The sequence below is a fragment of the Pseudomonas sp. S2_B07 genome (assembly GCF_054668435.1).
Genome location: NZ_CP162769.1, coordinates 4880714 through 4903638, shown reverse-complemented (window position 1 = coordinate 4903638; position 22925 = coordinate 4880714). Strand labels below are relative to the sequence as shown.

18 protein-coding genes are annotated in these 22925 nt (G+C 59.4%); 9 read left to right on the top strand and 9 right to left on the bottom strand.

From position 1 onward, the window contains the following. The first annotated feature begins 103 nt into the window (after positions 1-103). From AB4N43_RS22610 to cmoB, 4 genes are all read left to right on the top strand, one after another. Positions 104-496, top strand: coding sequence for a protease inhibitor I42 family protein (locus tag AB4N43_RS22610; RefSeq protein ID WP_027922780.1), 393 nt, complete (start codon positions 104-106; stop codon positions 494-496). Between the two features lie 2 nt (positions 497-498). Then, complete coding sequence (locus AB4N43_RS22605) at positions 499-1149, top strand: lysoplasmalogenase (protein ID WP_027922779.1); 651 nt, start codon at positions 499-501, stop codon at positions 1147-1149. Positions 1150-1340: 191 nt separating this feature from the next. Then, positions 1341-2120: a carboxy-S-adenosyl-L-methionine synthase CmoA gene (cmoA, locus tag AB4N43_RS22600; RefSeq protein WP_177327598.1), complete on the top strand. Its 780-nt coding sequence runs from the start codon at positions 1341-1343 to the stop codon at positions 2118-2120. Continuing rightward, on the top strand, positions 2117-3073 hold the full coding sequence (gene cmoB, locus AB4N43_RS22595; RefSeq protein ID WP_027922777.1) for a tRNA 5-methoxyuridine(34)/uridine 5-oxyacetic acid(34) synthase CmoB: 957 nt from the start codon (positions 2117-2119) through the stop codon (positions 3071-3073). Before cmoA ends, cmoB begins: the two co-directional genes overlap by 4 nt. Before the next feature lie 156 nt (positions 3074-3229). Here the strand turns inward: cmoB and tadA are convergent, their stop codons facing one another. After that, on the bottom strand, positions 3230-3727 hold the full coding sequence (tadA, locus tag AB4N43_RS22590) for a tRNA adenosine(34) deaminase TadA (protein ID WP_027922776.1): 498 nt from the start codon (positions 3725-3727) through the stop codon (positions 3230-3232). Continuing rightward, on the bottom strand, positions 3727-5103 hold the full coding sequence (locus AB4N43_RS22585; protein ID WP_027922775.1) for a multicopper oxidase family protein: 1377 nt from the start codon (positions 5101-5103) through the stop codon (positions 3727-3729). The genes tadA and AB4N43_RS22585 overlap by 1 nt, the downstream gene beginning before the upstream one ends. A gap of 228 nt (positions 5104-5331) precedes the next feature. Between AB4N43_RS22585 and AB4N43_RS22580 the strand changes: the two genes are divergently transcribed. Beyond that, complete coding sequence (locus AB4N43_RS22580; protein WP_460151959.1) at positions 5332-10077, top strand: membrane-targeted effector domain-containing toxin; 4746 nt, start codon at positions 5332-5334, stop codon at positions 10075-10077. Between the two features lie 72 nt (positions 10078-10149). On the opposite strand, the gene guaA is transcribed toward AB4N43_RS22580, so the two are convergent. The 4 genes from guaA to AB4N43_RS22560 form a co-directional block, all read right to left on the bottom strand. Continuing rightward, complete coding sequence (gene guaA / locus AB4N43_RS22575; RefSeq protein ID WP_027922773.1) at positions 10150-11727, bottom strand: glutamine-hydrolyzing GMP synthase; 1578 nt, start codon at positions 11725-11727, stop codon at positions 10150-10152. 99 nt (positions 11728-11826) lie between these two features. Next, complete coding sequence (guaB, locus tag AB4N43_RS22570; RefSeq protein WP_027922772.1) at positions 11827-13296, bottom strand: IMP dehydrogenase; 1470 nt, start codon at positions 13294-13296, stop codon at positions 11827-11829. 117 nt (positions 13297-13413) lie between these two features. Beyond that, positions 13414-13962 carry a hypothetical protein gene (locus AB4N43_RS22565; RefSeq protein ID WP_027922771.1) on the bottom strand — a complete coding sequence of 183 codons (549 nt, stop codon included), beginning with the start codon at positions 13960-13962 and terminating at the stop codon, positions 13414-13416. A gap of 162 nt (positions 13963-14124) precedes the next feature. Further along, on the bottom strand, positions 14125-14892 hold the full coding sequence (locus AB4N43_RS22560) for a sulfite exporter TauE/SafE family protein (RefSeq protein ID WP_027922770.1): 768 nt from the start codon (positions 14890-14892) through the stop codon (positions 14125-14127). Positions 14893-14992: 100 nt separating this feature from the next. Between AB4N43_RS22560 and AB4N43_RS22555 the strand changes: the two genes are divergently transcribed. Genes AB4N43_RS22555 through AB4N43_RS22545 form a run of 3 tightly spaced genes read left to right on the top strand, consistent with a single transcriptional unit; the run spans position 14993 to position 18168 of the window. Next, positions 14993-15922 (top strand): LysR family transcriptional regulator, encoded by a 930-nt coding sequence (locus tag AB4N43_RS22555; RefSeq protein WP_027922769.1) that lies wholly within the window; start codon positions 14993-14995, stop codon positions 15920-15922. Positions 15923-15963: 41 nt separating this feature from the next. Next, complete coding sequence (xseA, locus tag AB4N43_RS22550) at positions 15964-17343, top strand: exodeoxyribonuclease VII large subunit (protein WP_059182207.1); 1380 nt, start codon at positions 15964-15966, stop codon at positions 17341-17343. 3 nt (positions 17344-17346) lie between these two features. Next, positions 17347-18168, top strand: a complete 822-nt coding sequence (locus AB4N43_RS22545; RefSeq protein WP_460151958.1) for a peptidoglycan DD-metalloendopeptidase family protein — start codon at positions 17347-17349, stop codon at positions 18166-18168. A gap of 108 nt (positions 18169-18276) precedes the next feature. Here the strand turns inward: AB4N43_RS22545 and AB4N43_RS22540 are convergent, their stop codons facing one another. Beyond that, a complete protein-coding gene (locus AB4N43_RS22540) occupies positions 18277-18633 on the bottom strand; it encodes a hypothetical protein (RefSeq protein ID WP_027922766.1) in 357 nt (118 codons plus the stop codon). 386 nt (positions 18634-19019) lie between these two features. Here AB4N43_RS22540 and leuA point away from each other — a divergent pair, with 386 nt between their 5' ends. After that, positions 19020-20699, top strand: coding sequence for a 2-isopropylmalate synthase (gene leuA / locus AB4N43_RS22535; RefSeq protein ID WP_027922764.1), 1680 nt, complete (start codon positions 19020-19022; stop codon positions 20697-20699). 203 nt (positions 20700-20902) lie between these two features. Here leuA and AB4N43_RS22530 read toward each other — a convergent pair whose 3' ends face one another. Both AB4N43_RS22530 and AB4N43_RS22525 read right to left on the bottom strand, forming a co-directional pair. Next, on the bottom strand, positions 20903-21694 hold the full coding sequence (locus AB4N43_RS22530; protein WP_027922763.1) for an amidohydrolase: 792 nt from the start codon (positions 21692-21694) through the stop codon (positions 20903-20905). After that, positions 21682-22830: a pyridoxal phosphate-dependent aminotransferase gene (locus AB4N43_RS22525; protein ID WP_027922973.1), complete on the bottom strand. Its 1149-nt coding sequence runs from the start codon at positions 22828-22830 to the stop codon at positions 21682-21684. Before AB4N43_RS22525 ends, AB4N43_RS22530 begins: the two co-directional genes overlap by 13 nt. Positions 22831-22925 lie beyond the last annotated feature (95 nt).

Sequence of the window (22925 nt, the reverse complement as noted above, 5' to 3'; positions counted from 1 at the left end):
CGAAGGCGTCGGCACTGACGGCGCAAATCCCCAGCGCTGTCACACTTTGTCTCATCTTCAGTTATGCTCGCCGTTCGTCGTGAACGCCGGAGCCGCTGACCCTATGTCCCCCACTCGCTTGTTTGTCCCCCTCGCCCTTTCCTTGCTGGCCGCCTGCGCCACGCAGCCGAAACAGAACGTGACCGTGGAAAAACAAAGCCAATGCCCGGTGAAACTCAACAACGGGCAAAACCTGATCCTGACCCTGCCGAGCAACCCGAGTACGGGTTACCGCTGGGCGATCCAGGATTCGGCCGGTGGTGTGCTGCATGCGCTCAGCCCCGAGGTGTACAGCAACCCCGAGGACGCCGGCATCGTCGGCAGCGCCGGTATTTCGACCTGGCGCTTTCAGGCGTTTGCCGCCGGCACCGGGCGTTTGCGCCTGACCTCGCAGCAGCCTTGGGCGCCGGAAGTGTTGCCGGTGGACACCTTCGATTGCGCGATTTCGGTTAACTGATCGTGGGCTGGCTGATTCTGGCGCTGATGGGCGCGGTGACCTTCCTGTATGGCGTAAGCGTGCACGCGACGTTGCTTTGTCTGCTGGTCAAACCGTTGCCAGTACTGGCCCTGCTCGGTTGGCTGCATGACGCGCCGCCCAGCGACTATCGACGCTGGATCAGCCTTGGCCTGATTTTCTCGCTGCTGGGTGATGTGTTGCTGGCCTGGCCGGGGGATCTGTTTGTGTTTGGTCTCGGGGCGTTTCTGGTTGCACACCTGGCTTATCTCAAAGCCTATTTGAGCGATTGCCGGCGGTTGGCGGCGTTGCCCTTGGTGATTGCCCTGGGCGTCGGCGCAGTATTGTTGGGGATTTTGATTTCCCACGGTCTCGGCCCATTGCTGGTTCCGGTGATTGTTTATGGCCTGGCCATCAGCGCAATGCTCTGGCGGGCACTGGCTCGCTTGGGCACGGAGGTGCCAAAACGCTCGGCACTGCTGGCGGCGGCAGGTGCGCTGGCGTTTGTGTTCTCCGACAGCGTGATTGGTATCAGCCGCTTTGTGGCGCCGTTCGATGCGGCGCCTTACGTGATCATCGTCAGTTACTGGCTGGGGCAGTGGGGGATCACGGCGTCGGCGTTCGGCCCCCAGTATCAAGCACGCCACACGCTGTAGCAGCTGCCGAAGGCTGAGTTCGAGGGCAAAGCCCTCGCCTCCCAAACAACATCAATCGTACTTAAGTGACGCAAAACAAGGCACGACTGCTTCGCAGCCGAACGCAGCCTTCGGCAGCTGCTACAGGATTGCGTACGCCTTCGGCGCGGTTTATCAGACAACCCGCGCATCCCCCCGTCAATTTGGCTAAAATGCCGGCCTTTTCCACCAACGCCGCTGGAACCGCCGTGAGCAAAGAACCCGATCGCCTTTTCGCCCAGCCTTTGGCCCAGGTGCCTGACTTCGCCTTTAACGAGGACGTGGTGCGGGTGTTCCCGGACATGATCAAGCGTTCGGTGCCGGGCTATCCGACCATCGTGGAAAACCTCGGCGTGCTCGCCGCGCAATTCGCCCAGCCCAACAGCGTGCTCTACGACCTCGGTTCGTCCCTGGGCGCTGTGACTCAAGCCTTGCGCCGACACGTGCGCACCGACGGTTGCCGGGTGATCGCTGTGGATAACTCGACGGCAATGGTCGAACGCTGCCGCGAATACCTCAACGGTCAGGACTCGATGTTCCAGGAGTTGCTGCCCGTTGAAGTAATCGAGGGCGACATCCTCGCCCTCGACTTCCAGTCCGCCTCGGTGGTGGCGTTGAACTTCACCCTGCAATTCATCGCCCCGGACCAGCGCACGGCATTGCTGTCGCGCATCCGCCAATCGCTGTTGCCGGGTGGCGCGCTGATCCTGTCGGAGAAGCTGCGTTTCAACGACCCCGAAGAACACGCGCTGCTCACCGACCTGCACGTCGCCTTCAAACGCGCCAACGGCTACAGCGAACTGGAAATCGCCCAGAAACGCAGCGCCATCGAAAACGTCATGAAGCCCGACAGCCTCGAAGAACACCGCGAGCGCCTGCTGGCCGCCGGGTTCTCGAAAGTCGTGCCGTGGTTCCAGTGTCTTAACTTTGCCTCGTTGATTGCCTTGCCATGATTGATCTGTCCCCCCTCGCCCGCCGTCTGGCCGGTACACCACTGGCCGCCTGGGCCAACACCCTGCAAGCGCAACTCGACAAGAAAATGGATAAGGGTCATGGCGACCTGGAACGTTGGCAGAGTGCACTGGATGCATTGCCGAAGATTCAGCCGAGCGAAGTCGACTTGCTCAACGGCCTGATGCTGGACACCGAGTGCGACGACGAAACCCGTGCGCAAATGCGTACCGCGCTGATGGGTTTATCGCCATGGCGCAAAGGACCGTTTGATCTGTTCGGCGTGCACGTCGACACCGAATGGCGTTCAGACTGGAAATGGTCGCGTGTTGCACCGCATCTGGATCTGAAGGGCAAACGCATTCTTGATGTAGGTTGCGGCAACGGTTACTACATGTGGCGCATGCTCGGCGCCGGTGCCGACAGCGTGATCGGCGTTGACCCGAACTGGCTGTTCTTCTGCCAGTTCCAGGCCGTGCAGCGCTACCTGTCAGAACCGAATGCCTGGCACCTGCCATTCCCGTTCGAAGACTTGCCGCCGGAGCTGGAAGGCTTCGATACGGTGTTTTCCATGGGCGTGTTCTATCACCGCCGTTCGCCGATCGAGCATTTGCTGGCGCTGAAGGATTGCCTGGTCAAAGGCGGTGAACTGGTGCTGGAGACGCTGGTGATCGAAGGCGATCAGCAGCAGGTGCTGGTGCCGGAAGACCGTTATGCGCAGATGCGCAACGTGTGGTTCCTGCCGTCGGTGCCGGCGCTGGAATTGTGGTTGCGCCGTGCCGGGTTTACCGATGTGCGTTGCGTGGACGTGAGCGTGACCACGGTCGAGGAACAGCGCGGGACGGAGTGGATGAAGTATCAGTCGCTGAGCGACTTCCTGGATCCGGACGATCACAGCAAAACGATTGAAGGGCTGCCGGCGCCGATGCGTGCCGTCATCGTGGCCCGCAAGTAAACCGAAGCTTTCAGCAACACCGAAGATCAAATGTGGGAGCTGGCTTGCCTGCGATAGCGGAGTGTCAGACAGCAAAGATGTCGACTGTCAGCCCCCCATCGCAGGCAAGCCAGCTCCCACATTGATCGGGTTCTCAAGTTCACTCCTCGGTGCGACTCAATCTGCTGGCTTGGCTCTTCGGGCCTTGAAAAACTCGCTAAGCACCGCCCCGCACTCCTGCGCCAACACCCCGCCTTCAAACAACACCCGGTGGTTCAAAAACCCTTGGGTGAAGAACTGCCCCTGACTCTGCACAATCCCGGCCTTGGGCTCCAGCGCGCCATACACCACCCGCGCAATCCGCGAATGCACGATCAGGCCGGCGCACATGCTGCACGGTTCCAGCGTCACGTACAGCGTGCTGCCCGGCAGACGATAGTTGCTCGCGGCCAAGGCTGCGGCGCGGATCGCGACCATTTCAGCGTGGGCACTCGGGTCGTTGCCGCTGATCGGGCAATTGAAGCCGCGACCGATGATCTCGCCGTCCTGCACCAACACAGCGCCCACGGGCACTTCACCCAACGCTGCGCCTTGTGCAGCCAAGGCCAGGGCTTCGCGCATGAAGTCGCGATCACGGCTGCGGTCGATGATCGCGGCGGGACGTATCTGACGCATCAGGCCACCTCGATAGCGGCCATCAGGCCGGTTTCCATGTGATCGATCACATGGCAATGGAACATCCAGATGCCCGGGTTATCCGCTACCAGCGCCACTTGCGCACGCTCGTTCTTGCCCAACAGATACGTGTCGGTGAAGTACGGAATGACCTTGTGCCGGTTCGAGGCAATGACTTTGAAGCTCATGCCGTGCAAGTGAATCGGGTGCTGATACTGAGTCATGTTCTTCAATTCGAAAATGTAGCTCTTGCCCTTCTCAAGCTTGGCAATCGGGCGGTCGGCGCAGGTCTTGTCCGTGATGTCCCAGGCCTTGCCGTTAATCTGCCACAGGCTCGGCGGTTTACCGTTGCCGACGTTGACCGACACCGAGCCCACCCACTCGAAATTGAAGTTGAGTTTCTCGGCGTTGGCCAGGTCCGGCTCGGCGATCGGGTTCGCAGGCAGTGCCGGCGGCCATGGTGTCGGCGCGTCGGTATTCGCCACTGAGCGCAAGGTGCCCAGGCGAACCGGGCCGTTGCGCAGGGACAATTCCTCACCGGCCGGCGGCGCCTTGATCGCCAGGCAAATACGCATGCCGGGGCCAAGCCAGTATTCCTTGCCCAGCGGACGCGGCTCGATGGGATTGCCGTCCAGTGCGTAGATCTGCGCTTCGACACCGGGGATGTTGAGGCGATACGTCAGCGTGTTATCGAGGTTGAGTATGCGCACGCGGGTGATCTGCCCGGCGGGCAAGTCGATCACCGCCTGCGAGACGCCATTGATGGTCGACAAACGTCCCGCCGTACCGCCGCGCGCGGCTTCACGAGGAATGCTGAACGCAACGAAAGCACCCTCTTCATCGACGTGCCAGCTCTTGAGGCTCAGGGTTTTCTCGTACTTGAAACCGGTCGGCTCACGCTCTTCGATGATCAGCGGACCGACCAGCCCGCGACCGAGCTCTTCGCTGCTGTTCACGTGCGGGTGATACCAGTAGCTACCGGCGTCGGGCACGCGGAATTTGTAATCGAAGTACTCACCCGGCAGCACCGGCAATTGCGAGACGTACGGCACGCCATCCATCTCCAGCGGCAAGCGGATGCCGTGCCAGTGAATGGTGGTCGCGACCGGCAGGTGGTTGATGAAACGCACTCGCAGCCAGTCGCCCTGGCGAACCCGCAACTCGGTGCCCGGCGCCGAGGGGCCGAACGCCCAGGCTTCGGTCTTGTGCCCGGCCACCAGTTCGACGTCCAGCGGCGCTGCGATCAGCTCGTAGTCGTGACCTGCGTCAGCGTCAGCCATCTTGCCCAGCCAGTACCGCGACGCGCCCCCCGCTCCGACACCAACGACAACAAGACCGGCCAGGCCACCGAGGATTTGGCGACGGGTAAACGACATGAACTTAACTACCTCACGTATCAGCGACAGGCACGAGGGCCTGCAAAAGGCGAATACGATACACCTGCGGTTGAGAAACAGTAAGGGTGGGGCGGCGGATGGCCGCAGCAGATGCGATCTGCTGCGAGACCTTACACGGTCACGAACGGCATGTGGGCATAACTATGTAGTGCACTTGCCTTGAGCTAACGGGTCATCCTCACAGCCCATTTCTCAAGGAGCGAGAGCATGCCTGTTGATCAGAATACCGAAGCGTTACCCAATGCTGCCGACAAGGAGCGGCTGAAAACGATTGCCCCCGTCGTTGTGACGGCCTGCCCGGGCTTGAAGGATGAAGCCCACGCAGTCGCCAGCGAAATCCTGAACAAACACGGCATCACCGGCATGGACCCGGATGAGGTCTGGTGGCATCGGTTCGACAACGTCTCGGCCAGCAGCAACACGGCCTTTCTGAGTTGGGAGCACGCCCCCAAACCCTGTGAATCATTGACCCTGACGCAACTGGTCATCCAGGGATACCGCGTGACCGATCAAGACGACGCCCTCGAACTGAACAGTAACGGCGGGTTTTACACTGAGGATGCAAACGCCAGCATTTTCAATGAAACCAATGAAGTGCGGATGTACCCCAGCAAGGTCCTCACGGACCTGTGGGAGATGAACCTCAGTGAACGTTATCTGAATAAACTGAACGCGTTCTGGGCGACTCATCTCGATGACTTCCGGACCCTGGCCAAATCCAACTACCTCAGCAAAGCCGTCGAGGCGCGTCAAAACGGCCAACTGCAAGAGGAGGATTTCCAGACCGTCGTCAGGGCCGTCGTCGGTGGTGCAACCTGGCCGATCACCCTGGCGACCCTGCAGTCCCAAACCGCTTCGCCTGCAGATCTACGTATCTGCGCGCTGGATGTCGCAGGTCATGTCGCCACCGATATTCTGCGCATTGTTGACCGCAATGGTCGACAGATCACTTACGTTCCCGGTGCCGCACAGGCTTTCCACGTGCAGCCGACAGCGACGGACATGCACTGGTGGATCTTGCTGCAAATGAATGAAGAGCAACCGCGCACGGAGTTCATGACCCATTTCCCGCTGTCGGTACGCAAGGAAGTCCACGACAACATCACCCCGCTGATGAACCAGTTGGTCGGCACCTGGGGAAAATACGACCACCATTTGATCAATCAGAAAAACATCACCATCAGCGGCGATCCCTTCACATGGCAGAGCCGGGCGGTCCAGAGCACGATGCTGGAAGAGGCCGATCTGACGCTGGTGACTCACGGACAAATGCGTAAACAACTTTGGCTGGGTTACCTGGCTGCCGGGCTGCATGTGTTTGGCCCCTTGGCGGTGATGGGTTGGCCAATCGCGTTGCCGGTGATCGGGGCCAGTATCGCCGCGATGGGCTTGAACATCGACAAGGCGGTCAATGGCAAAACGGCGGCGCAACGCAAGGCTGGCGTCATCGGCGCGGTGCTCGATGGCATCAATGCCCTGTTCAATATCCCGATGCTCAAGGAAGCCAGCGTTCTGGAAGAAGTCGGGGCTTCAGTGGATGCCGCCGAAGCCGCCGAAATGGCTTCGCTGAGGGAGTCGGACAGTGCCGCTGAATCTACCGTAACGGAAGATCCGCGTGAGCTCGACAGCGTAGAGTCGAGTCGCCCGCAACCCGAAGGGTCACCTTTATCGCCGAGCGAACCGGTTGAAGTGCCTGAACAATGGCAATGCCATGAGCCACTGGAAAGCGAAATGCTGTCTGCCCAGAGCGGTAAATTTCAGGGGATCTATTCGCTCCATTCAACCCCATCGACCGCAATCAAGATGAACGACGCAGCCTATTACGTGCGTTTCGAAGGCGACGCCAACGGTGCCGGCAAATGGGCAATTATTGATCCAGAAAACCCCGACGCTTTCTCGGGCACGTTCCCCGTTCGCCTGAACGCTGACGGTCAGTGGGAGCTGATACCCCGCACAGGACTGAAAGGCGGAATGCAATCGCCGACCACCAGCGAGTTGGGTGAGCCCTCTCTACCCCAAGACGGGGCATGGGCGCAGGAACCCGGTACTTATGTAAAAAAACTGCGAACGCCCCGCATGAGGGAATGGGCCCTGGGCGGTCCGGATGAGTTTATTACGGTTATTGAGGAAGAAGGACAGGAAGTACGGACCAGTCGATTTGCCTGGCATCAGCGCATTGCTCGTAACCGGCTGATACACGATGCCGAAGCCTATTACGAAGCTCATCCACCGTTGCCCCCCGTGCAAACGTCTTCCCCTCCTCCGTTCAAAACGGCGGCCGAGCTGTTTCAAACAGTATCCGAACAAAAGTCCGGGTTGGTCTTGGGCCAGACACCGGGCAGCCTCGCCGGTAGAAAATTGCTGATCGAAAATATGCCGACACTGGCGAAACTTGGCTTCAAGAGGCTCTATCTGCAAGAGCTGCTGACCAACGCCAATCAAATGGATCTGGACACTTTCGCTCGCACCGGGGAAATGCCCGCAGAGCTCGAAGACTACCTGCAAAAACTCGATCTCAAGACGGGTCACGACCCGGAGGGCAAGTTCACTTCCCTGGAACTCGTGAAGGCCGCCAACGCGCAGCATATCCGCGTTCAAGCCGTCGACTGCGCGATTACTTACAACATCAACGGTCATGTCAGCCTCGAGCCGCAACAACAAATGGCACGAAGTTTTTTTGCCAGCGAAGTCATTCAACTCAATGAGCAGGCGCACGGATCAGCCAATTGGGTGGCGTTGGTCAATCGGGAAAACATGAGTTCCTTCAGGCGTTATCAAGGCATCAGTGAACAGGTGGGCGCTGTGAGTGTGCGCATCGATGAGGTGAGCCCCGGACTGGCGGAGCCCATTACAGCCGACTCCGGCGCAGCGGTGGTGTATGAGGACTCTGCGGACACGCCTGTCTATGATCTTCAGGAAGCCCCCTTTGAGGGCTCGAACACCGTAACGTCATCCATCAAAGGCGATTGGCGGTTACAAGTGGAAAACCCATGGACCTATAGATCCTCGACGAACCTCAAAGCCCTGTTGCCGGAGCCAGGCATGTACACCTTTCAGCGTTCGGACAGTGCCGTGCTTTTGGTCTATCGCAATGGCAACAAGCAGATAGAAGAAACCATTATCAAAACGATGCCCGGCGGATACATCGAACTCGATTCCCCTATATGGCCGGACTTCGTCTTCAAGCCTTTCAATAATCTTGAAGCGCTGAAGAATGCACTGGCCGCAAAGGGCATGAGACTCATGGGTTGGCCTGCTCAACCGTCCAAAGCGGTGGATACCGTTGAACAAGTCGCAACTCAGAACATAACTTCCGAGGCATCAGGGACAAGCGAGGTGCTCGAAAAGCTCATTCCGACTCTGCCTGATATCGAGCCACAGGCCTCGGTGCCGGAGCACTGGCAGAGTAATGAAATTCTGGAAAGCCAGGCCCTGCTGGCCACCGACGGAAAATTCAAGGGCATTTATTCACTGAACTCAAACCCGTCCACCGCGATCCTCATGAACGATCAGGCTTACTACGTTCGTTACGAAGCCGATATCAATGGCGGCGGCACATGGGCCATTATCGACCCGGCTACCCCCCATGCCTCCACGGGGTCAATGCCGGTGCGATTGAATGGCGAGGGCGAATGGGAGCTGGCGCCCAATGCCGGATTGAAGGGCGGCGGCAAAAACCTCAGCAAGCCTGTTCCCGGCCCCTCGAAGCCGACGAATCATGTCCGGCCAACGCCTGATTTTTCCAGGCACTTGACGAGATACGACGCCCCCAATGGACGCTCGCTGAACTTCCTGGCTCTGGGAAAGCCCGAAACCCATATAAAAGTCGTTGCCGCACCTGGCGGGGTCCTCAGAGGGGTTTCCCCCTATGAAGAGTATGTCGCCGGGCGTAGAGCGGTCCTGATCAGGGATGCCATCAGATTCCAGATCCCGAAGAATTTTTTTGCCTCGTTACCGGCCCGCCCGATTCAGCCCGTCATCACGCCCTCCACGACCGTTACGGAGCTCATCGAGAAAGTATTCAACACCGCGCCCGGTCTGGTAATCGGTGAGAGTCAGGACCGCATTGCCAGCATGCGGTTCCTGATCGAAAACATGCCGACGCTGGCGAAGCAAGGCGTCAAGACGATCTACATGCATCGCCTGCTCAACGACTTCAATCAAGTCGACCTGAACGATTTCGCCGAAACCGGGGACATGCATGGGATGCTGGGGAAGTACCTGCAAAAACTGCCAGGCGATCCTGCGGGACAGTTCACCCCCCTCGAAGTCGTCAAGGCCGCCCAACAGAACGGCATTCGAATCCAGGCCACCGATTGCCTGGCCAGTTATCGCTATACAGACTCGAATTTCCGCGCCATCTCACGGCAATCCGTCAGGACCTACCTCACCCATACCATCATGAAGGCCACACAAGCCCGCAATGGTGGCGGCAAATGGGTGGTAATCACCGACCAGGAGAGTGCCAACACGTTCAGGGGAATGGCCGGCATCAGCGAAACCGAGGGGGGTATCGGTCTACGCATCGAAGAAGTGGGCCCTGACCAGCGTCAGCACCTGGACATCGACCATGGCATCGAAGTCGGCCGTGAAGTTACAGAAATCGCGCCCCTGATGGGCGGTAATGTCGACACCCTGTATGCCGACATCAGCCTGCAGATTCCAACTCAGTTCATTCAGCGATCGCCCGAGCAAATCAACGAGCTGCTGTTCCGCCAAGGCATGTTCACCATTGAAAGTTCGGAGGACACGTTGACGCTGATTCATCGCAGCCGGACCAACCAGATTGTGCGAACGATGATTGCGCGAACGGCGGATGGCGGCTTTCTGATTAACCGTCCTGCCTGGACTGCCGTGCATCAGATCACCTACGCGAATCTGATCAACCTTGTCCACGCACTCAACCGCATGGGCCTGACCCTTGAAGGGCGCCTGCCCTCTGTAGCGGCCTGATCGCAAAAAGGCCCCGTGAACTTGCGCTCACGGGGCCTTTCAGGTGTTACGGACGATCAGTTTAAACCGGGATCACTCCCACTCGATCGTCGCTGGTGGCTTGCTCGACACGTCATAGGTAACGCGGGAGATGCCTTCGATTTCGTTGATGATGCGGCCGCTGACGGTTTCCAGCAGTTCGTAAGGCAGGTGAGCCCAACGCGCAGTCATGAAGTCGATGGTTTCCACCGCACGCAGGGCCACGACCCAGGCGTAACGACGGCCATCGCCCACAACGCCAACCGATTTCACTGGCTGGAACACCACGAACGCCTGGCTGACCTTGTGGTACCAGTCGGCTTTGCGCAGTTCTTCGATGAAGATGTGGTCGGCACGACGCAGCAGGTCGGCGTATTCCTTCTTCACTTCACCGAGGATGCGCACGCCCAGGCCCGGGCCCGGGAACGGGTGACGGTAGACCATGTCGTACGGCAGGCCCAGTTCCAGGCCCAGACGACGGACTTCGTCCTTGAACAGCTCGCGCAGGGGTTCAACCAGCTTGAGGTTCATTTCTTCCGGCAGGCCGCCCACGTTGTGGTGCGACTTGATCACGTGAGCCTTGCCGCTTTTGGCGCCAGCCGACTCGATCACGTCCGGGTAGATGGTGCCTTGGGCGAGGTACTTGATGTTGTCCAGTTTGTTCGACTGGGCATCGAAGACGTCGATGAAGGTACGGCCGATGATTTTGCGTTTCTTCTCTGGATCGCTTTCGCCAGCCAGGTTGTTCAGGAACTGGTCTTCGGCGTTGGCGCGGATCACCTTGACGCCCATGTTCTCGGCGAACATGGCCATCACTTGCTCACCTTCGTGCAGACGCAGCAGGCCGTTGTCGACGAAGACGCAGGTCAGTTGGTCGCCAATGGCTTTGTGCAGCAGTGCGGCAACCACCGAGGAGTCAACGCCACCGGACAAGCCGAGCAGTACGTTGTCGGTGCCGACCTGGGCGCGGATGTTGGCAATGGCGTCTTCAGCAATCTTCGAAGGCGTCCACAGGGCTTCGCAGCCGCAGATGTCGAGGATGAAGCGCGACAGGATGCGACCACCCTGCTTGGTGTGGGTCACTTCCGGGTGGAACTGCACGCCGTAGTAGCCGCGAGCGTCGTTGAACATCCCGGCGATCGGGCAGCTTGGCGTACTGGCCAGGATGTGGAAGTCCTGCGGCATCTTGGTGACTTTGTCACCGTGGCTCATCCACACGTCGAGGCCAAACAGGCCGTCGGCGTCGATATGGTCTTCGATGCCGTCGAGCAGGCGGCTCTTGCCGACGACGTCAACGCGAGCGTAACCGAACTCACGCAATTCGGAACCTTCGACCTTGCCACCCAGCTGTTCAGCCATGGTCTGCATGCCGTAGCAGATACCGAAGACCGGTACGCCCAGGTCAAACACCGCTTGCGGGCAGCGCGGGCTGTCAGCGACGTGCACGGACTCGGGGCCGCCGGCGAGAATGACGCCTTTTGGAGCGAATTCGCGGATCGCTTCGTCGTCCATGTCGAACGGATGCAGTTCGCAGTACACGCCGATTTCACGCACACGGCGGGCAATCAGCTGGGTGTACTGGGAACCGAAGTCGAGGATCAGGATGCGGTGGGCGTGAATGTCGAGGGCCATGATTCAGTCTCGTCTAAGTAATTCAGAAACAGTCGTGATTCAGAAACAACTCGGGGCTGAATAAAACAGCCCCGGTTACTTAACTTTTTGCTTGAAGCCTCAACCTACGCGGTAGTTTGGCGCTTCTTTGGTGATTTGTACGTCGTGAACGTGGGACTCGGCCATGCCAGCACCGGTGATCCGCACGAACTCAGGCTTGGTGCGCATTTCTTCGATGTCGGCACTGCCGGTGTAGCCCATCGAGGAACGCAGGCCGCCCATCAGTTGATGGATGATGGCGCTCAGGGTGCCCTTGTAAGGAACACGCCCTTCGATGCCTTCCGGAACCAGTTTCTCGGCGCCTGCCGAGGAGTCCTGGAAGTAACGGTCGGAGGAACCTTGAGCCTGGGACATGGCGCCCAGCGAACCCATGCCACGGTAAGCCTTGTACGAACGACCCTGGAACAGTTCGATCTCGCCCGGCGCTTCTTCAGTACCGGCGAACATCGAGCCCATCATCACGCAGGAAGCACCGGCAACGATGGCCTTGGACAGGTCACCGGAGAAACGGATGCCGCCGTCGGCGATCAACGGAACGCCAGTGCCTTCAAGGGCAGCGGCGACGTTGGCGATGGCACTGATTTGCGGAACGCCGACACCGGCGACGATACGGGTGGTGCAGATCGAGCCAGGGCCGATACCGACCTTGACGGCGTCAGCGCCGGCTTCGGCCAGGGCCTTGGCGGCAGCGCCGGTGGCGATGTTGCCGCCGATGACCTGCACTTCAGGGAAATTCTGTTTGACCCAGCGAACGCGGTCGATCACGCCTTTGGAGTGACCGTGAGCGGTGTCGACCACCACCACGTCAACGCCGGCATTGACCAGGGCTGCGACGCGATCACCGGTGTCTTTACCGGTACCGACTGCAGCGCCTACACGCAGACGACCTTGATCGTCCTTGCTGGCCAGTGGGTAAGCCTTGGCTTTTTCGATGTCGTTGACGGTCATCATGCCTTTGAGGGCGAATTTGTCGTCGACGATCAGTACGCGTTCGATGCGGTGCTTGTGCAACAACTCGCGAACGTCGTTCTTGTCCGCGCCTTCCTTGACCGTGACCAGACGCTCTTTAGGCGTCATCACTTCACGGACGGAGACGTCCAAGCGGTTCTCGAAGCGCACGTCACGGGAAGTGACGATGCCGACCAGGTCGCCATTGTGCAGTACCGGAACGCCGGAGATGTTGTGCATGCGGGTCAGTTCGAACAGTTCACGAACCGTGGCGTCAGCCTCGATAGTGATCGGGTCCTTGACCACGCCGGCTTCGTAACGCTTGACCTTACGCACTTCGGCAGCTTGCTGCTCGATGGTCATGTTCTTGTGGATGATACCGATGCCACCTTCCTGAGCCATGGCGATTGCCAGACGGGCTTCAGTAACGGTGTCCATGGCGGCAGAAACCAGAGGAATGTTCAGCTCGATGCCACGGGTTAGGCGGGTCTTGAGACTGACTTCGTTAGGAAGTACCTCGGAATAACCGGGCACTAGGAGAATGTCGTCGAATGTCAGAGCTTCTTGGCTGATACGCAGCATCGCGGGGGCTCCCGAGCGGGAAAATGGAAGCGCGCCATTATAGTCAGACACCCCCTCGGGTTCAATGTAAAACTCTGTCTATTATTAGCATTACTGATATACGGGATTTCTCGCGGCCTACAATTCAACTTTGACCCAACTCACCGGCTGATCCAGCCAATCGGCAAATTCGTCGATAAAGCTCTGCTTGAACCCGGCTTCTGCCCAGTTATTGAAGATGAATCCGAGGTTGGAAAAACCGCATTCCTGAAGGAACAGAAACCCGTTGATGTCATCTTCATGCCCGCATTCTGGACAGGTGAAGTTGTCGGTGCGGCCGGGCATCCAGTCTTCCAGGCTTTCGAACAGTGCTTCGCCGACTTCCTTGCGGCATTCGGCGCAGCCCGCCTCGCTCAGGAAACCTTTGGCCGGCGTGTAGATGCAGCGCTTGGTGATGATCTCCAGACCATTGATTGGCTCGCCAAATGGCAGTGCTTCGGGGTGCAGGACCACGGCGCGGGCACCGTCGGCGATGGCGTGTCCCATGCGATTGCCGGTGCGGCCGCACGTCGTGAGCTCTTCCTTGATGATGTTTTTGCGCACCAGCCACCGCACGACCGCCCGGGCCCGGGGTTCGTGCACTGGCAGCGTGGAGATTTTCGGGACGATGATGCTTTGGGAATTCATGGCACAGCCCTGCAAATACTGAATATTCACCCTTGTAGGAGTGAGCCTGCTCGCGATAGCGGTTTAACATTCAATAATGTTGTCGACTGATACACCGCTATCGCGAGCAGGCTCACTCCTACAGGATTTTCGGGCGGCAGCTTAATCCCTGACATGCTCAGGTCAAGTGCTCAAGTAACGTCCGATCAAGGCAATCCCGCTGGCCAGTACCAACCAGGTCACCAGTCGCACAAACGCTTCGCGCGATAACCTCATGGTCAATCGCCGCCCGATCCATAGCCCCAAGGCCATGGCCGGCAACAAACACAACGCCAATACCAACAAGGGTAGCTCGGCGTACACACCTGCGACGGCAAACAGGCTCAAGCGCACCACCGTGCTGCAACTGATCAGCGCACTCTGGGTTGCGCGGGCCGCCTCTTTGGGCAATCGGCTGTTCAAATAGATCGCATATAAGAAGCCGCCACTGCCAAACAACGCCCCGAACATCCCGCCCACCGCGCCCATCGGCACCGCCCACGCGGCGGATAACTGTGTCGGACGGGTTTTGACCCACAGGCTGTAAATCGCATAAGCACTGATAAATAGCCCCATCAGCAGCAGCAAAACGTCGGATTTCAGGTTCAGCAGAAAGATCACCCCCAGTGTGCACCCCACCGCCATGCACGGTAGCAACCGCAGCAACTCGGGTTTCGCCACATCACGCCGCGAGGGCAGCAGATTGCCGAACGCCGCGACAAAATCCAGCAGCACCAGCAATGGCACGATCTTCGACAACGGCATGAACAAAATCAGAATCGGCCCCGCCACCAGCGCGGTGCCGAAACCGGCTATGCCGAACACGATATAAGCCAGAGCGATGCCCAGCCCGATGATCAGCCAATCCGTTGTGCCGAAGGGCCATTGGTGCAACATCTCAAACAGGTTCATCTGCACGCCTTCATTAATTACCTGTGATGACTTTAGCCAGCGCCGAGTCTTGCGACTAATATCTTCAAAGTCGCCCTCTCATCTCAAAAAGGCATGCCTCGTGCTTTCAACCCGTCAATTGCGTTACTTCGTGGAAATCGCCGAGTGTGGGAGTTTCAGTGCAGCCGCTGAGCGTTTGTTTGTCGCGCAGTCAGCCTTGAGCCGGCAGATCAAGGACATGGAAACCCGTCTGCAAACCCCCTTGTTCGAACGCACTGCACGTCTGCCCCGGCTGACGGCGGCCGGTGAAGCCTTCCTGCCCAGGGCCAGAAACCTGCTGATCGAATTGACCAAGGCCAGTGAGATGACTACCCAGGTCGGAAATGGAGAACTCGGCACCTTGCGTCTTAGCCACTCAAGCACCGTGCCCATGAGTGGCCGCCTGCTGCGAGGCATCAGCGGCTATCTGAGCCAGCATGTCGGCGTGTCCATGGAGATCGCCAAGCTGTCTTCCGAAGCGCAACTTGAAGCGTTGGCCGACAGTCAGCTGGATGTCGGACTGCTGCGGCTGCCGGTATTGCGCCAATGTGAAGGCGTGCAGATTGTTCCGTTGTACAGCGAACGCTTGCTGCTGGCCGTTCCCCCCAATCATCGACTGGCTGTGGATAACTCCGCTCAGGGCATCGATCTGGCGCAACTGAAGGATGAAGCCTTTATCTCCATTCCTCATCCCCAGCGCGGCGGCCTGAGTTATCTATCCGCCGAGCTGTGCATGCGTCAGGGTTTCTTCCCGAGAGCGGCCCGAGTGGTGTCGCGCAAAACCACACAACTGCAATTGATTCAGGCCGGGTTCGGCATCGCCCTGCTGCCGGAATCGATGCGGGACATTGCGCCATCTGACATTCACTTCCTGCCCCTGGCAGACCCGGATTGCCTCAGCACCGTCGCCCTCGCCTGCCGGCAGAATCCCACGACGCTGGTTCAACACTTCATCAATGTCTGCACAGATCATTGTGGGAGCGAGCCTGCTCCCACAGGGGATTTGCGCTGACTCATGGAGATTCGAAGTCGAATGCCTTTAAACTGCGCCCCATGATTAAAGATCCCTTTGCAAGACTCGGCCTGGACCGTGAAGTCCTGACTGTCAGCCAGCTCAACGGCCGCGCGCGGGTGTTGCTCGAAGACGTGTTCAGCAATATCTGGGTCGAAGGCGAAATCTCCAACCTCGCCCGCCCGGCGTCCGGCCACGTGTATTTCACCCTCAAGGACAGCGGCGCCCAAGTGCGTTGCGCACTGTTCCGGCAGAACGCTGCGCGGGTTCGCCAAGCCTTGAAGGATGGCCTGGCGGTCAAAGTCCGCGGAAAGGTTTCGTTGTTCGAGGGGCGCGGCGATTATCAGCTGATCCTCGACACCGTGGAGCCGGCCGGTGACGGCGCACTGCGTTTGGCCTTCGATGCCTTGAAGGAAAAGCTCAGCGCCGAAGGTCTGTTCAGTGCCGAGCGCAAAGTGGCGCTTCCAGCGCACCCTCAACGCATCGGCATCATCAGTTCGCCGACCGGCGCAGTGATTCGCGACATTATCAGCGTGTTCCGCCGCCGTGCTCCGCAGATCCAGCTGACGCTGATTCCCACCGCCGTGCAAGGTCGCGAAGCCACCGCGCAGATTGTCCGCGCACTGAAACTGGCGGACGCCCGTGGTTTCGACGCGCTGATCCTGGCCCGTGGCGGCGGCTCGCTGGAAGACCTCTGGTGCTTCAACGAAGAAGCGGTGGCCCGCGCCGTTGATGCCTGCGTCACACCGATTGTCAGCGCTGTCGGTCACGAAACCGACGTATCGATCAGTGACTTCGTGGCCGACGTTCGCGCCCCGACGCCCTCCGCTGCCGCCGAACTGCTCGCACCGGATTCCAGCGATCTGGTGCGCAGGGTCGAAAGCCTGCATCGCCGGCTGGTGATGCGCATGCGTGACCGCTTGATGCGCGACCGCCTGCGTCTGGAGGGCATCTCTCGCCGCCTGCGCCACCCCGGCGAACGCCTGCGCCAGCAAGCGCAGCGTCTGGATGATCTGGACATGCGCATGCGGCGCGCCTTCGAACGCAGCCTCAACACCCGTCGCGAACGTTTGATTCGCCTGGAAACCCGCCTCGCCGGGCAACATCCTGGCCGGCAACTGGCGATGCTCCGCCAGCGCCTCGACAGCCTCGCCGAACGCCTGCCCCGTGCCATCCGCGAAGGCCTCAAGTCGCGGCGCCTGCAACTGCAAAGCCAAGTGCAGACGTTGCAGGTGGTCAGCCCGCTGGCGACCCTTGCCCGTGGTTACAGCATTCTGCTGGACGAGCGCGGCAACGCGATCCGCAGCGCCGAACAAACCCATAACGGTCAGCGCCTGAAGGCCAAGCTCGGCGACGGCGAACTGCAAGTTCGGGTCGAAGACAATCATCTGACGCCTGTCACCCTTTCTTTACTGGATTGATCCATGCCGCGTTTTTTAGCTCCGCTGCTGTTGCTGTGCCTGACCTTCAACGCCCACGCCGACAGCTACATCACTCGCCTATTGAACAAACCGGTGCCGGGCGGCGTGGCCGTGGTGGATCTGGGCGCCGCTGCCCAGGCGCCAAAAGCCAGCTATCAAGGCAAACCGGTGCTGGTGGTCAAGGAACAGAACAACTGGCTGGCGATTGTCGGCGTGCCGTTGACCGTGAAACCGGGCACGCAGCAGATCAGCAGCGGCGGTCGCAGCCTGAACTTCACCGTCGGCAACAAGAAATACCCGGAACAACACATCACCCTGAAAAATACCCAGCAGGTCAATCCGAACCCGGACAACCTCAAGCGCATCGAAGGCGAACTGGCCGAGCAGATCCAGGCCTACCGCAGCTTCAGCCCGAACACTCCGAGCAACCTGTTGCTGGACAAACCGGTCAACGGACCGCTGTCGAGCAAGTTTGGCGTGCGCCGCTTCTTTAATGGTGAAGAGCGCAATCCGCACGCGGGGCTGGACTTCGCCGTGCCGGCGGGTACGCCGATCAAGACGCCGGCCGCGGGCAAGGTGATTCTGATCGGCAACTACTTCTTCAACGGCAACACGGTGTTTGTCGATCATGGCCAGGGCTTTATCAGCATGTTCTGCCATATGTCGAAAATCGATGTGAAGGTTGGGCAGCAGTTGGCGCGTAGTGGAGTGGTAGGCAAGGTCGGTGCGACTGGCCGTGCGACCGGGCCACATATGCACTGGAATGTCAGCCTGAATGATGCGCGGGTGGATCCGGCGATTTTTATTGGGGCGTTTCAACCCTGAATTGTGTGCAAAGGCTGATGGCCTCTTCGCGGGCAAGCCCGCTCCCACATGGGATCTCCAACCCTGTGGGAGCGGGCTTGCCCGCGATGGCGGCATCACAGACGCCTTCTATTCAGCCTCAAGATCCTCAATCCCATGGGCTTCCCGGTCCGCCAGGCAATGCCTGATCCACTCCTGAGTCTCCGCCGAAAACCCCGCCAGTTCCTCAGACGTGATCAACTCCCGCGCGCACAACCCAAGCAAGTGCGACCGCGCCTCATGCCGTGAAAACCTGAACACACCAAACGCCCAATACAGCTCCTTTTGCCTGCACTGAAGCAGCTCTTCAGTGGCTTCAATCCGCTCGTAAGGCGTCAGGCTTTTATCCGCCACGGTGCGCTCGACCTCCTCCATGATCCGGATACACATCCGCTCATGGGCCAACGGCCGCAACGCGCTATACCGCTTCCAGTCCGACTCGTTCATGTCCGACTCCTGCCTTGATCAGGCTTTAAGCATAGCCGCGCTCAAGCGGCCGTCATCGCAATTCTACAATTGCGCAGTGCTCAAACCTCGCGCAATCATCAAAACAATCAGCCCCGCTCACAGCAATAAAATCTCGATAAAACTGCCTTTTCGGGTATTCCTCTCAATTTTTTTCGACCGCTTGCCATCCTTCACCCTCGCGGTTAGGGTTGAAGGCATGAAAACCTTTCACACCCTCATTCAGCTTCGCCAGCACCGCAGCCTGTGCCTCGTCAGCGCACGACTGCCAGGCTGAATCGCGGTGCCTCGCCCTACGCTTTTCCCCAAGAACATTTGATCCACCGGCAGGCCGCCTTTTTTCGGCCCACACAATAAGGATTCCCCCGATGAGCATGCTCAAAGACCCGTCTTCGAAATACCGTGCGTTCCCGACCATCGATATCCCGGATCGCACCTGGCCGTCGAAGACCATCACCGCCGCGCCGATCTGGTGCAGCTCTGACCTTCGTGATGGCAACCAGTCGCTGATCGAGCCAATGGATGCGGTCAAGAAGCTGCGCTTCTGGAAAACCCTCGTGGCTGTCGGCGTGAAAGAAATCGAAGCCTCGTTCCCGGCGGCATCGCAAACCGACTTCGATTTCGTGCGTACCCTGATCGAAGGCAACCACATCCCGGACGACACCACCATTCAGGTGCTGACCCAGGGCCGTGAAGACTTGATCGAACGCACTTTCGAATCCTTGCGCGGCGCGAAGAAAGCCATCGTTCACCTGTACAACGCGACCTCCCCTTCCTTCCGCCGGATTGTCTTCAATCAGGACAAGGACGGAATCAAGGAAATCGCCGTCAGCGCGGCCAAGCTGTTCGTCAAATACGCCGCCCAGCAGCCAGACACCGAGTGGACCTTCGAGTACTCGCCAGAGACGTTCAGCGCCACCGAACTGGAATTCGCCAAGGAAGTCTGCGATGCCGTGATCGAGGTCTGGAACCCGACGCCTGAGCACAAGATGATCCTCAACTTGCCTGCCACCGTCGAATGCGCCACCCCGAACATCTACGCTGACCAGATCGAATGGTTCGGCCGTCACATCAACCGTCGTGACAGCGTGATCATCAGCCTGCACACCCACAACGACCGTGGCACCGGTGTCGCTGCTACCGAATTGGGCCTGATGGCCGGTGCCGACCGTGTCGAAGGCTGCCTGTTCGGCAACGGGGAGCGTACCGGTAACGTCGACCTCGTGACCGTGGCGCTGAACCTCTACACCCAGGGTGTTCACCCTGAGCTGGACTTCTCCGACATCGACGGCGTGCGCAAAGTCGTCGAAGAGTGCAACCAGATTCAGGTGCACCCTCGTCACCCGTACGTTGGCGACCTGGTGCATACCGCATTCTCCGGCTCGCACCAGGATGCGATCCGCAAGGGCTTCGCCCAGCAGAAACCGGATGCCCTGTGGGAAGTGCCGTACTTGCCGATCGACCCGGCCGACATCGGTCGTAGCTACGAGGCGGTGATCCGCGTCAACAGCCAGTCGGGCAAGGGCGGTATCGCTTACCTGCTGGAACAGGAATACGGCATCAACTTGCCACGCCGCATGCAGATCGAGTTCAGCCAGGTTGTACAACGTGAAACCGATCGCCTCGGCCTGGAAATGACCGCTCAGCAAATCCACGCCTTGCTGCACAGCGAGTACTTGCAGGCCAACACCCCGTACGCGCTGGTCAGCCATCGCCTGCAGGAAGAAAACGGTCACAGTGCGGTGGAAGTGGAAGTCTCGAGCAAAGGTCAGGGCGAAACCAACCTGCACTGGCGCGGCAAGGGCAACGGCGCGCTGGAAGCCCTGGTGGCCGGCCTGCCGATTCCGGTGGAGATCATGGACTACAACGAACACGCGATCGGCGCGGGCACCAATGCCAAGGCAGCGGCCTACATTGAACTGCGTGTGAACGGCGAGCGTGCGGTGCACGGTGTGGGTATTGATGAAAACATCACCACGGCCAGCTTCAAGGCCCTGTTCAGCGCGCTGAACCGCTCGCTGAGCCAGCCGGAAGCCAAAGCGGCGTAAGCGGTCGCTGAAATGCAAAAGGCCCCAAGGTACTAACCTTGGGGCCTTTTTGTTTGCCTGCTGTTTTTGTGCTGACCGTCCTGGGCGCATCGCGAGCAAGCTCGCTCCCACAGTGGATTTTGGTGTACACAAACTTTGCGTTCACATCGATCAATGTGGGAGCGAGCTCGCTCGCGATGAGGCCGGTTCAAACGGCAAGGATGTCAGGTGAACTCGAAGGTATCAGCGTCAAGGTTCGCCGGGAAACGCGTGCGATAGGCCTGCAGGTCCGCAGCGTTCAGCACCACTTGAAACACGCCGTCGGCTTCACCGGCACTGAGCAGGGTTTCGCCCTGGAAATCCAGTACCTGACTGTCACCGGTGTAGGCGAAGCCTTTGCCATCAGTACCGATGCGATTCACCGCGGCCACGTAGCAGAGGTTTTCGATGGCCCGCGCCGGCAGCAAACGGTTCCAGTGCTGACGCCGTGCACCTGGCCAGTTGGCGGTGTACAGCAGCAAGTCGGTGTCTTGCGCATCCCGGCTCCAGACCGGAAAGCGCAGGTCGTAACAAATCAGCGGCCGCACGCGCCAGCCCTTGAGTTCGAACTGCACCTGACGCTCGCCCGGCGTGTAATGGTTATGCTCGCCAGCCATGCGGAACAGATGGCGCTTGTCGTAGTGCCACACCTCCCCGTCCGGCCGCGCCCACAGCAGGCGATTGCGATGACTGCCGTCTGCGGTTTGAACAATGATGCTGCCGGTGATGACCGCGTCGAGTTTCGCCGCCTGAACGCGCAGCCACTTGCTGGTCGGACCGTTTTCCGCCTCCGCCAGCGTTTCCGATTCCATGGAGAAACCGGTGGTGAACATCTCCGGCAGGATGATCAGGTCCGCGCCGCGCGCCTGGTCCAGCAGCTGCTCGAAATGCTCCAGATTGGCTTGCCGGTCGTGCCAGGCCAGCGTGGTCTGGATCAACGCGACATTCAGGTTGGGCAGTGCACTCAGATCACGCATAGTTTTGCCGCTGCTTCACGCAGGGTCTCCTCGCGTTTGGCGAAGCACAGGCGCACCAGGCGCTGGCCTTCGGGTGGGGTCTGGTAGAACACCGAGATCGGGATGCTCGCGACGCCATGTTCGCGGGTCATCCACAATGCCATCTCGACGTCATTGAGGTCCGGGCGGATCTGCGAGTAGTCGACCAACTGGAAATAGGTGCCGGTCACACGAGTGAAACTGAAGCGCGATGGCGTCAGCAAATCGCAGAACATATCCCGCTTGGCCTGATAGAAACCTGGCAACTCTTCGATGTGTTCCGGGTGCTCCGCCATGAAGTCAGCCAAGGCAAATTGCAGCGGAGTGACGCCGCAGAAACTGACGTATTGATGCACCTTGCGCAGCTCGGCGGTGAGTGCCGGCGGTGCGACCACATAGCCGGTTTTCCAGCCGGTAACGTGATAAGTCTTGCCGAAGGAGCTGACCACGAACGCGCGCTGATACAGCTCTTCGTGATTGAGCACACTGACGTGAGGCACGCCGTCAAACACCAGGTGTTCGTAGACTTCGTCGCTGACCAGATAGATGTCGCGACCCCGAATCAGGTCCGCCAACTGATCCAGCTCGGCCCGGCTGATCAGCGCCCCACTCGGGTTGTGCGGCGAGTTCAGCACGATCATCCGCGTGCGCGGGGTAATGGCGTCAGCCAGTTTCTGGAAGTCGATGGAGAAATCGTTCAGCCCGAGCTGCACGTGCACGCAGCGTCCACCGGCCAGTTCCACCGACGGCTCGTAACTGTCGTAGCAAGGATCGAACACGATGACTTCGTCGCCGCTGTGGATGACCGCCTGAATCGCGCAGAAGATCGCCTGGGTGGCGCCAGGAGTGATGGTCACTTCGTGATCGGCATCGACGTTGACGCCGTAGCTGCGAGCGATCTTCGCCGACACTTGCTGCCGCAGAGCCGGCAGGCCGGTCATTGGCGAATATTGGTTATGGCCATTGGCGATGTGCCGGCCGACTGCATCGCACAGGGCTTGCGGGGCATCGAAATCGGGAAAACCCTGGGACAGGTTGATCGCCCCGGTTTGCGCCGCGAGTTGAGACATCTGAGTGAAGATAGTGATGCCGACATTCGGCAGCTTACTGGTGATCATCGGTAGCCCCTTGCAGGTGAGCTGCAAGTTTCAAGCGACAAGCTGCAAGCGGTCAAGCCTCAAACCTTCAGGCACAAAAAAGGGCCCCTGACAGG

Excerpts from the sequence above, each read along its gene's own strand:
- AB4N43_RS22530 (WP_027922763.1), bottom strand. The coding sequence starts at position 21,694 with ATGCGTGATCTGAGTGCACTGCCCAACCTGAATGTCGCGTTGATCCAG.
- leuA (WP_027922764.1), top strand. The coding sequence starts at position 19,020 with ATGAGCATGCTCAAAGACCCGTCTTCGAAATACCGTGCGTTCCCGACC.
- AB4N43_RS22580 (WP_460151959.1), top strand. The coding sequence starts at position 5,332 with ATGCCTGTTGATCAGAATACCGAAGCGTTACCCAATGCTGCCGACAAG.
- AB4N43_RS22565 (WP_027922771.1), bottom strand. The coding sequence starts at position 13,962 with ATGAATTCCCAAAGCATCATCGTCCCGAAAATCTCCACGCTGCCAGTG.
- cmoA (WP_177327598.1), top strand. The coding sequence starts at position 1,341 with ATGCCGGCCTTTTCCACCAACGCCGCTGGAACCGCCGTGAGCAAAGAA.
- AB4N43_RS22560 (WP_027922770.1), bottom strand. The coding sequence starts at position 14,892 with ATGAACCTGTTTGAGATGTTGCACCAATGGCCCTTCGGCACAACGGAT.
- guaA (WP_027922773.1), bottom strand. The coding sequence starts at position 11,727 with ATGGCCCTCGACATTCACGCCCACCGCATCCTGATCCTCGACTTCGGT.
- xseA (WP_059182207.1), top strand. The coding sequence starts at position 15,964 with ATGATTAAAGATCCCTTTGCAAGACTCGGCCTGGACCGTGAAGTCCTG.
- tadA (WP_027922776.1), bottom strand. The coding sequence starts at position 3,727 with ATGCGTCAGATACGTCCCGCCGCGATCATCGACCGCAGCCGTGATCGC.
- AB4N43_RS22545 (WP_460151958.1), top strand. The coding sequence starts at position 17,347 with ATGCCGCGTTTTTTAGCTCCGCTGCTGTTGCTGTGCCTGACCTTCAAC.
- guaB (WP_027922772.1), bottom strand. The coding sequence starts at position 13,296 with ATGCTGCGTATCAGCCAAGAAGCTCTGACATTCGACGACATTCTCCTA.
- AB4N43_RS22525 (WP_027922973.1), bottom strand. The coding sequence starts at position 22,830 with ATGATCACCAGTAAGCTGCCGAATGTCGGCATCACTATCTTCACTCAG.
- AB4N43_RS22540 (WP_027922766.1), bottom strand. The coding sequence starts at position 18,633 with ATGAACGAGTCGGACTGGAAGCGGTATAGCGCGTTGCGGCCGTTGGCC.
- cmoB (WP_027922777.1), top strand. The coding sequence starts at position 2,117 with ATGATTGATCTGTCCCCCCTCGCCCGCCGTCTGGCCGGTACACCACTG.
- AB4N43_RS22585 (WP_027922775.1), bottom strand. The coding sequence starts at position 5,103 with ATGTCGTTTACCCGTCGCCAAATCCTCGGTGGCCTGGCCGGTCTTGTT.
- AB4N43_RS22610 (WP_027922780.1), top strand. The coding sequence starts at position 104 with ATGTCCCCCACTCGCTTGTTTGTCCCCCTCGCCCTTTCCTTGCTGGCC.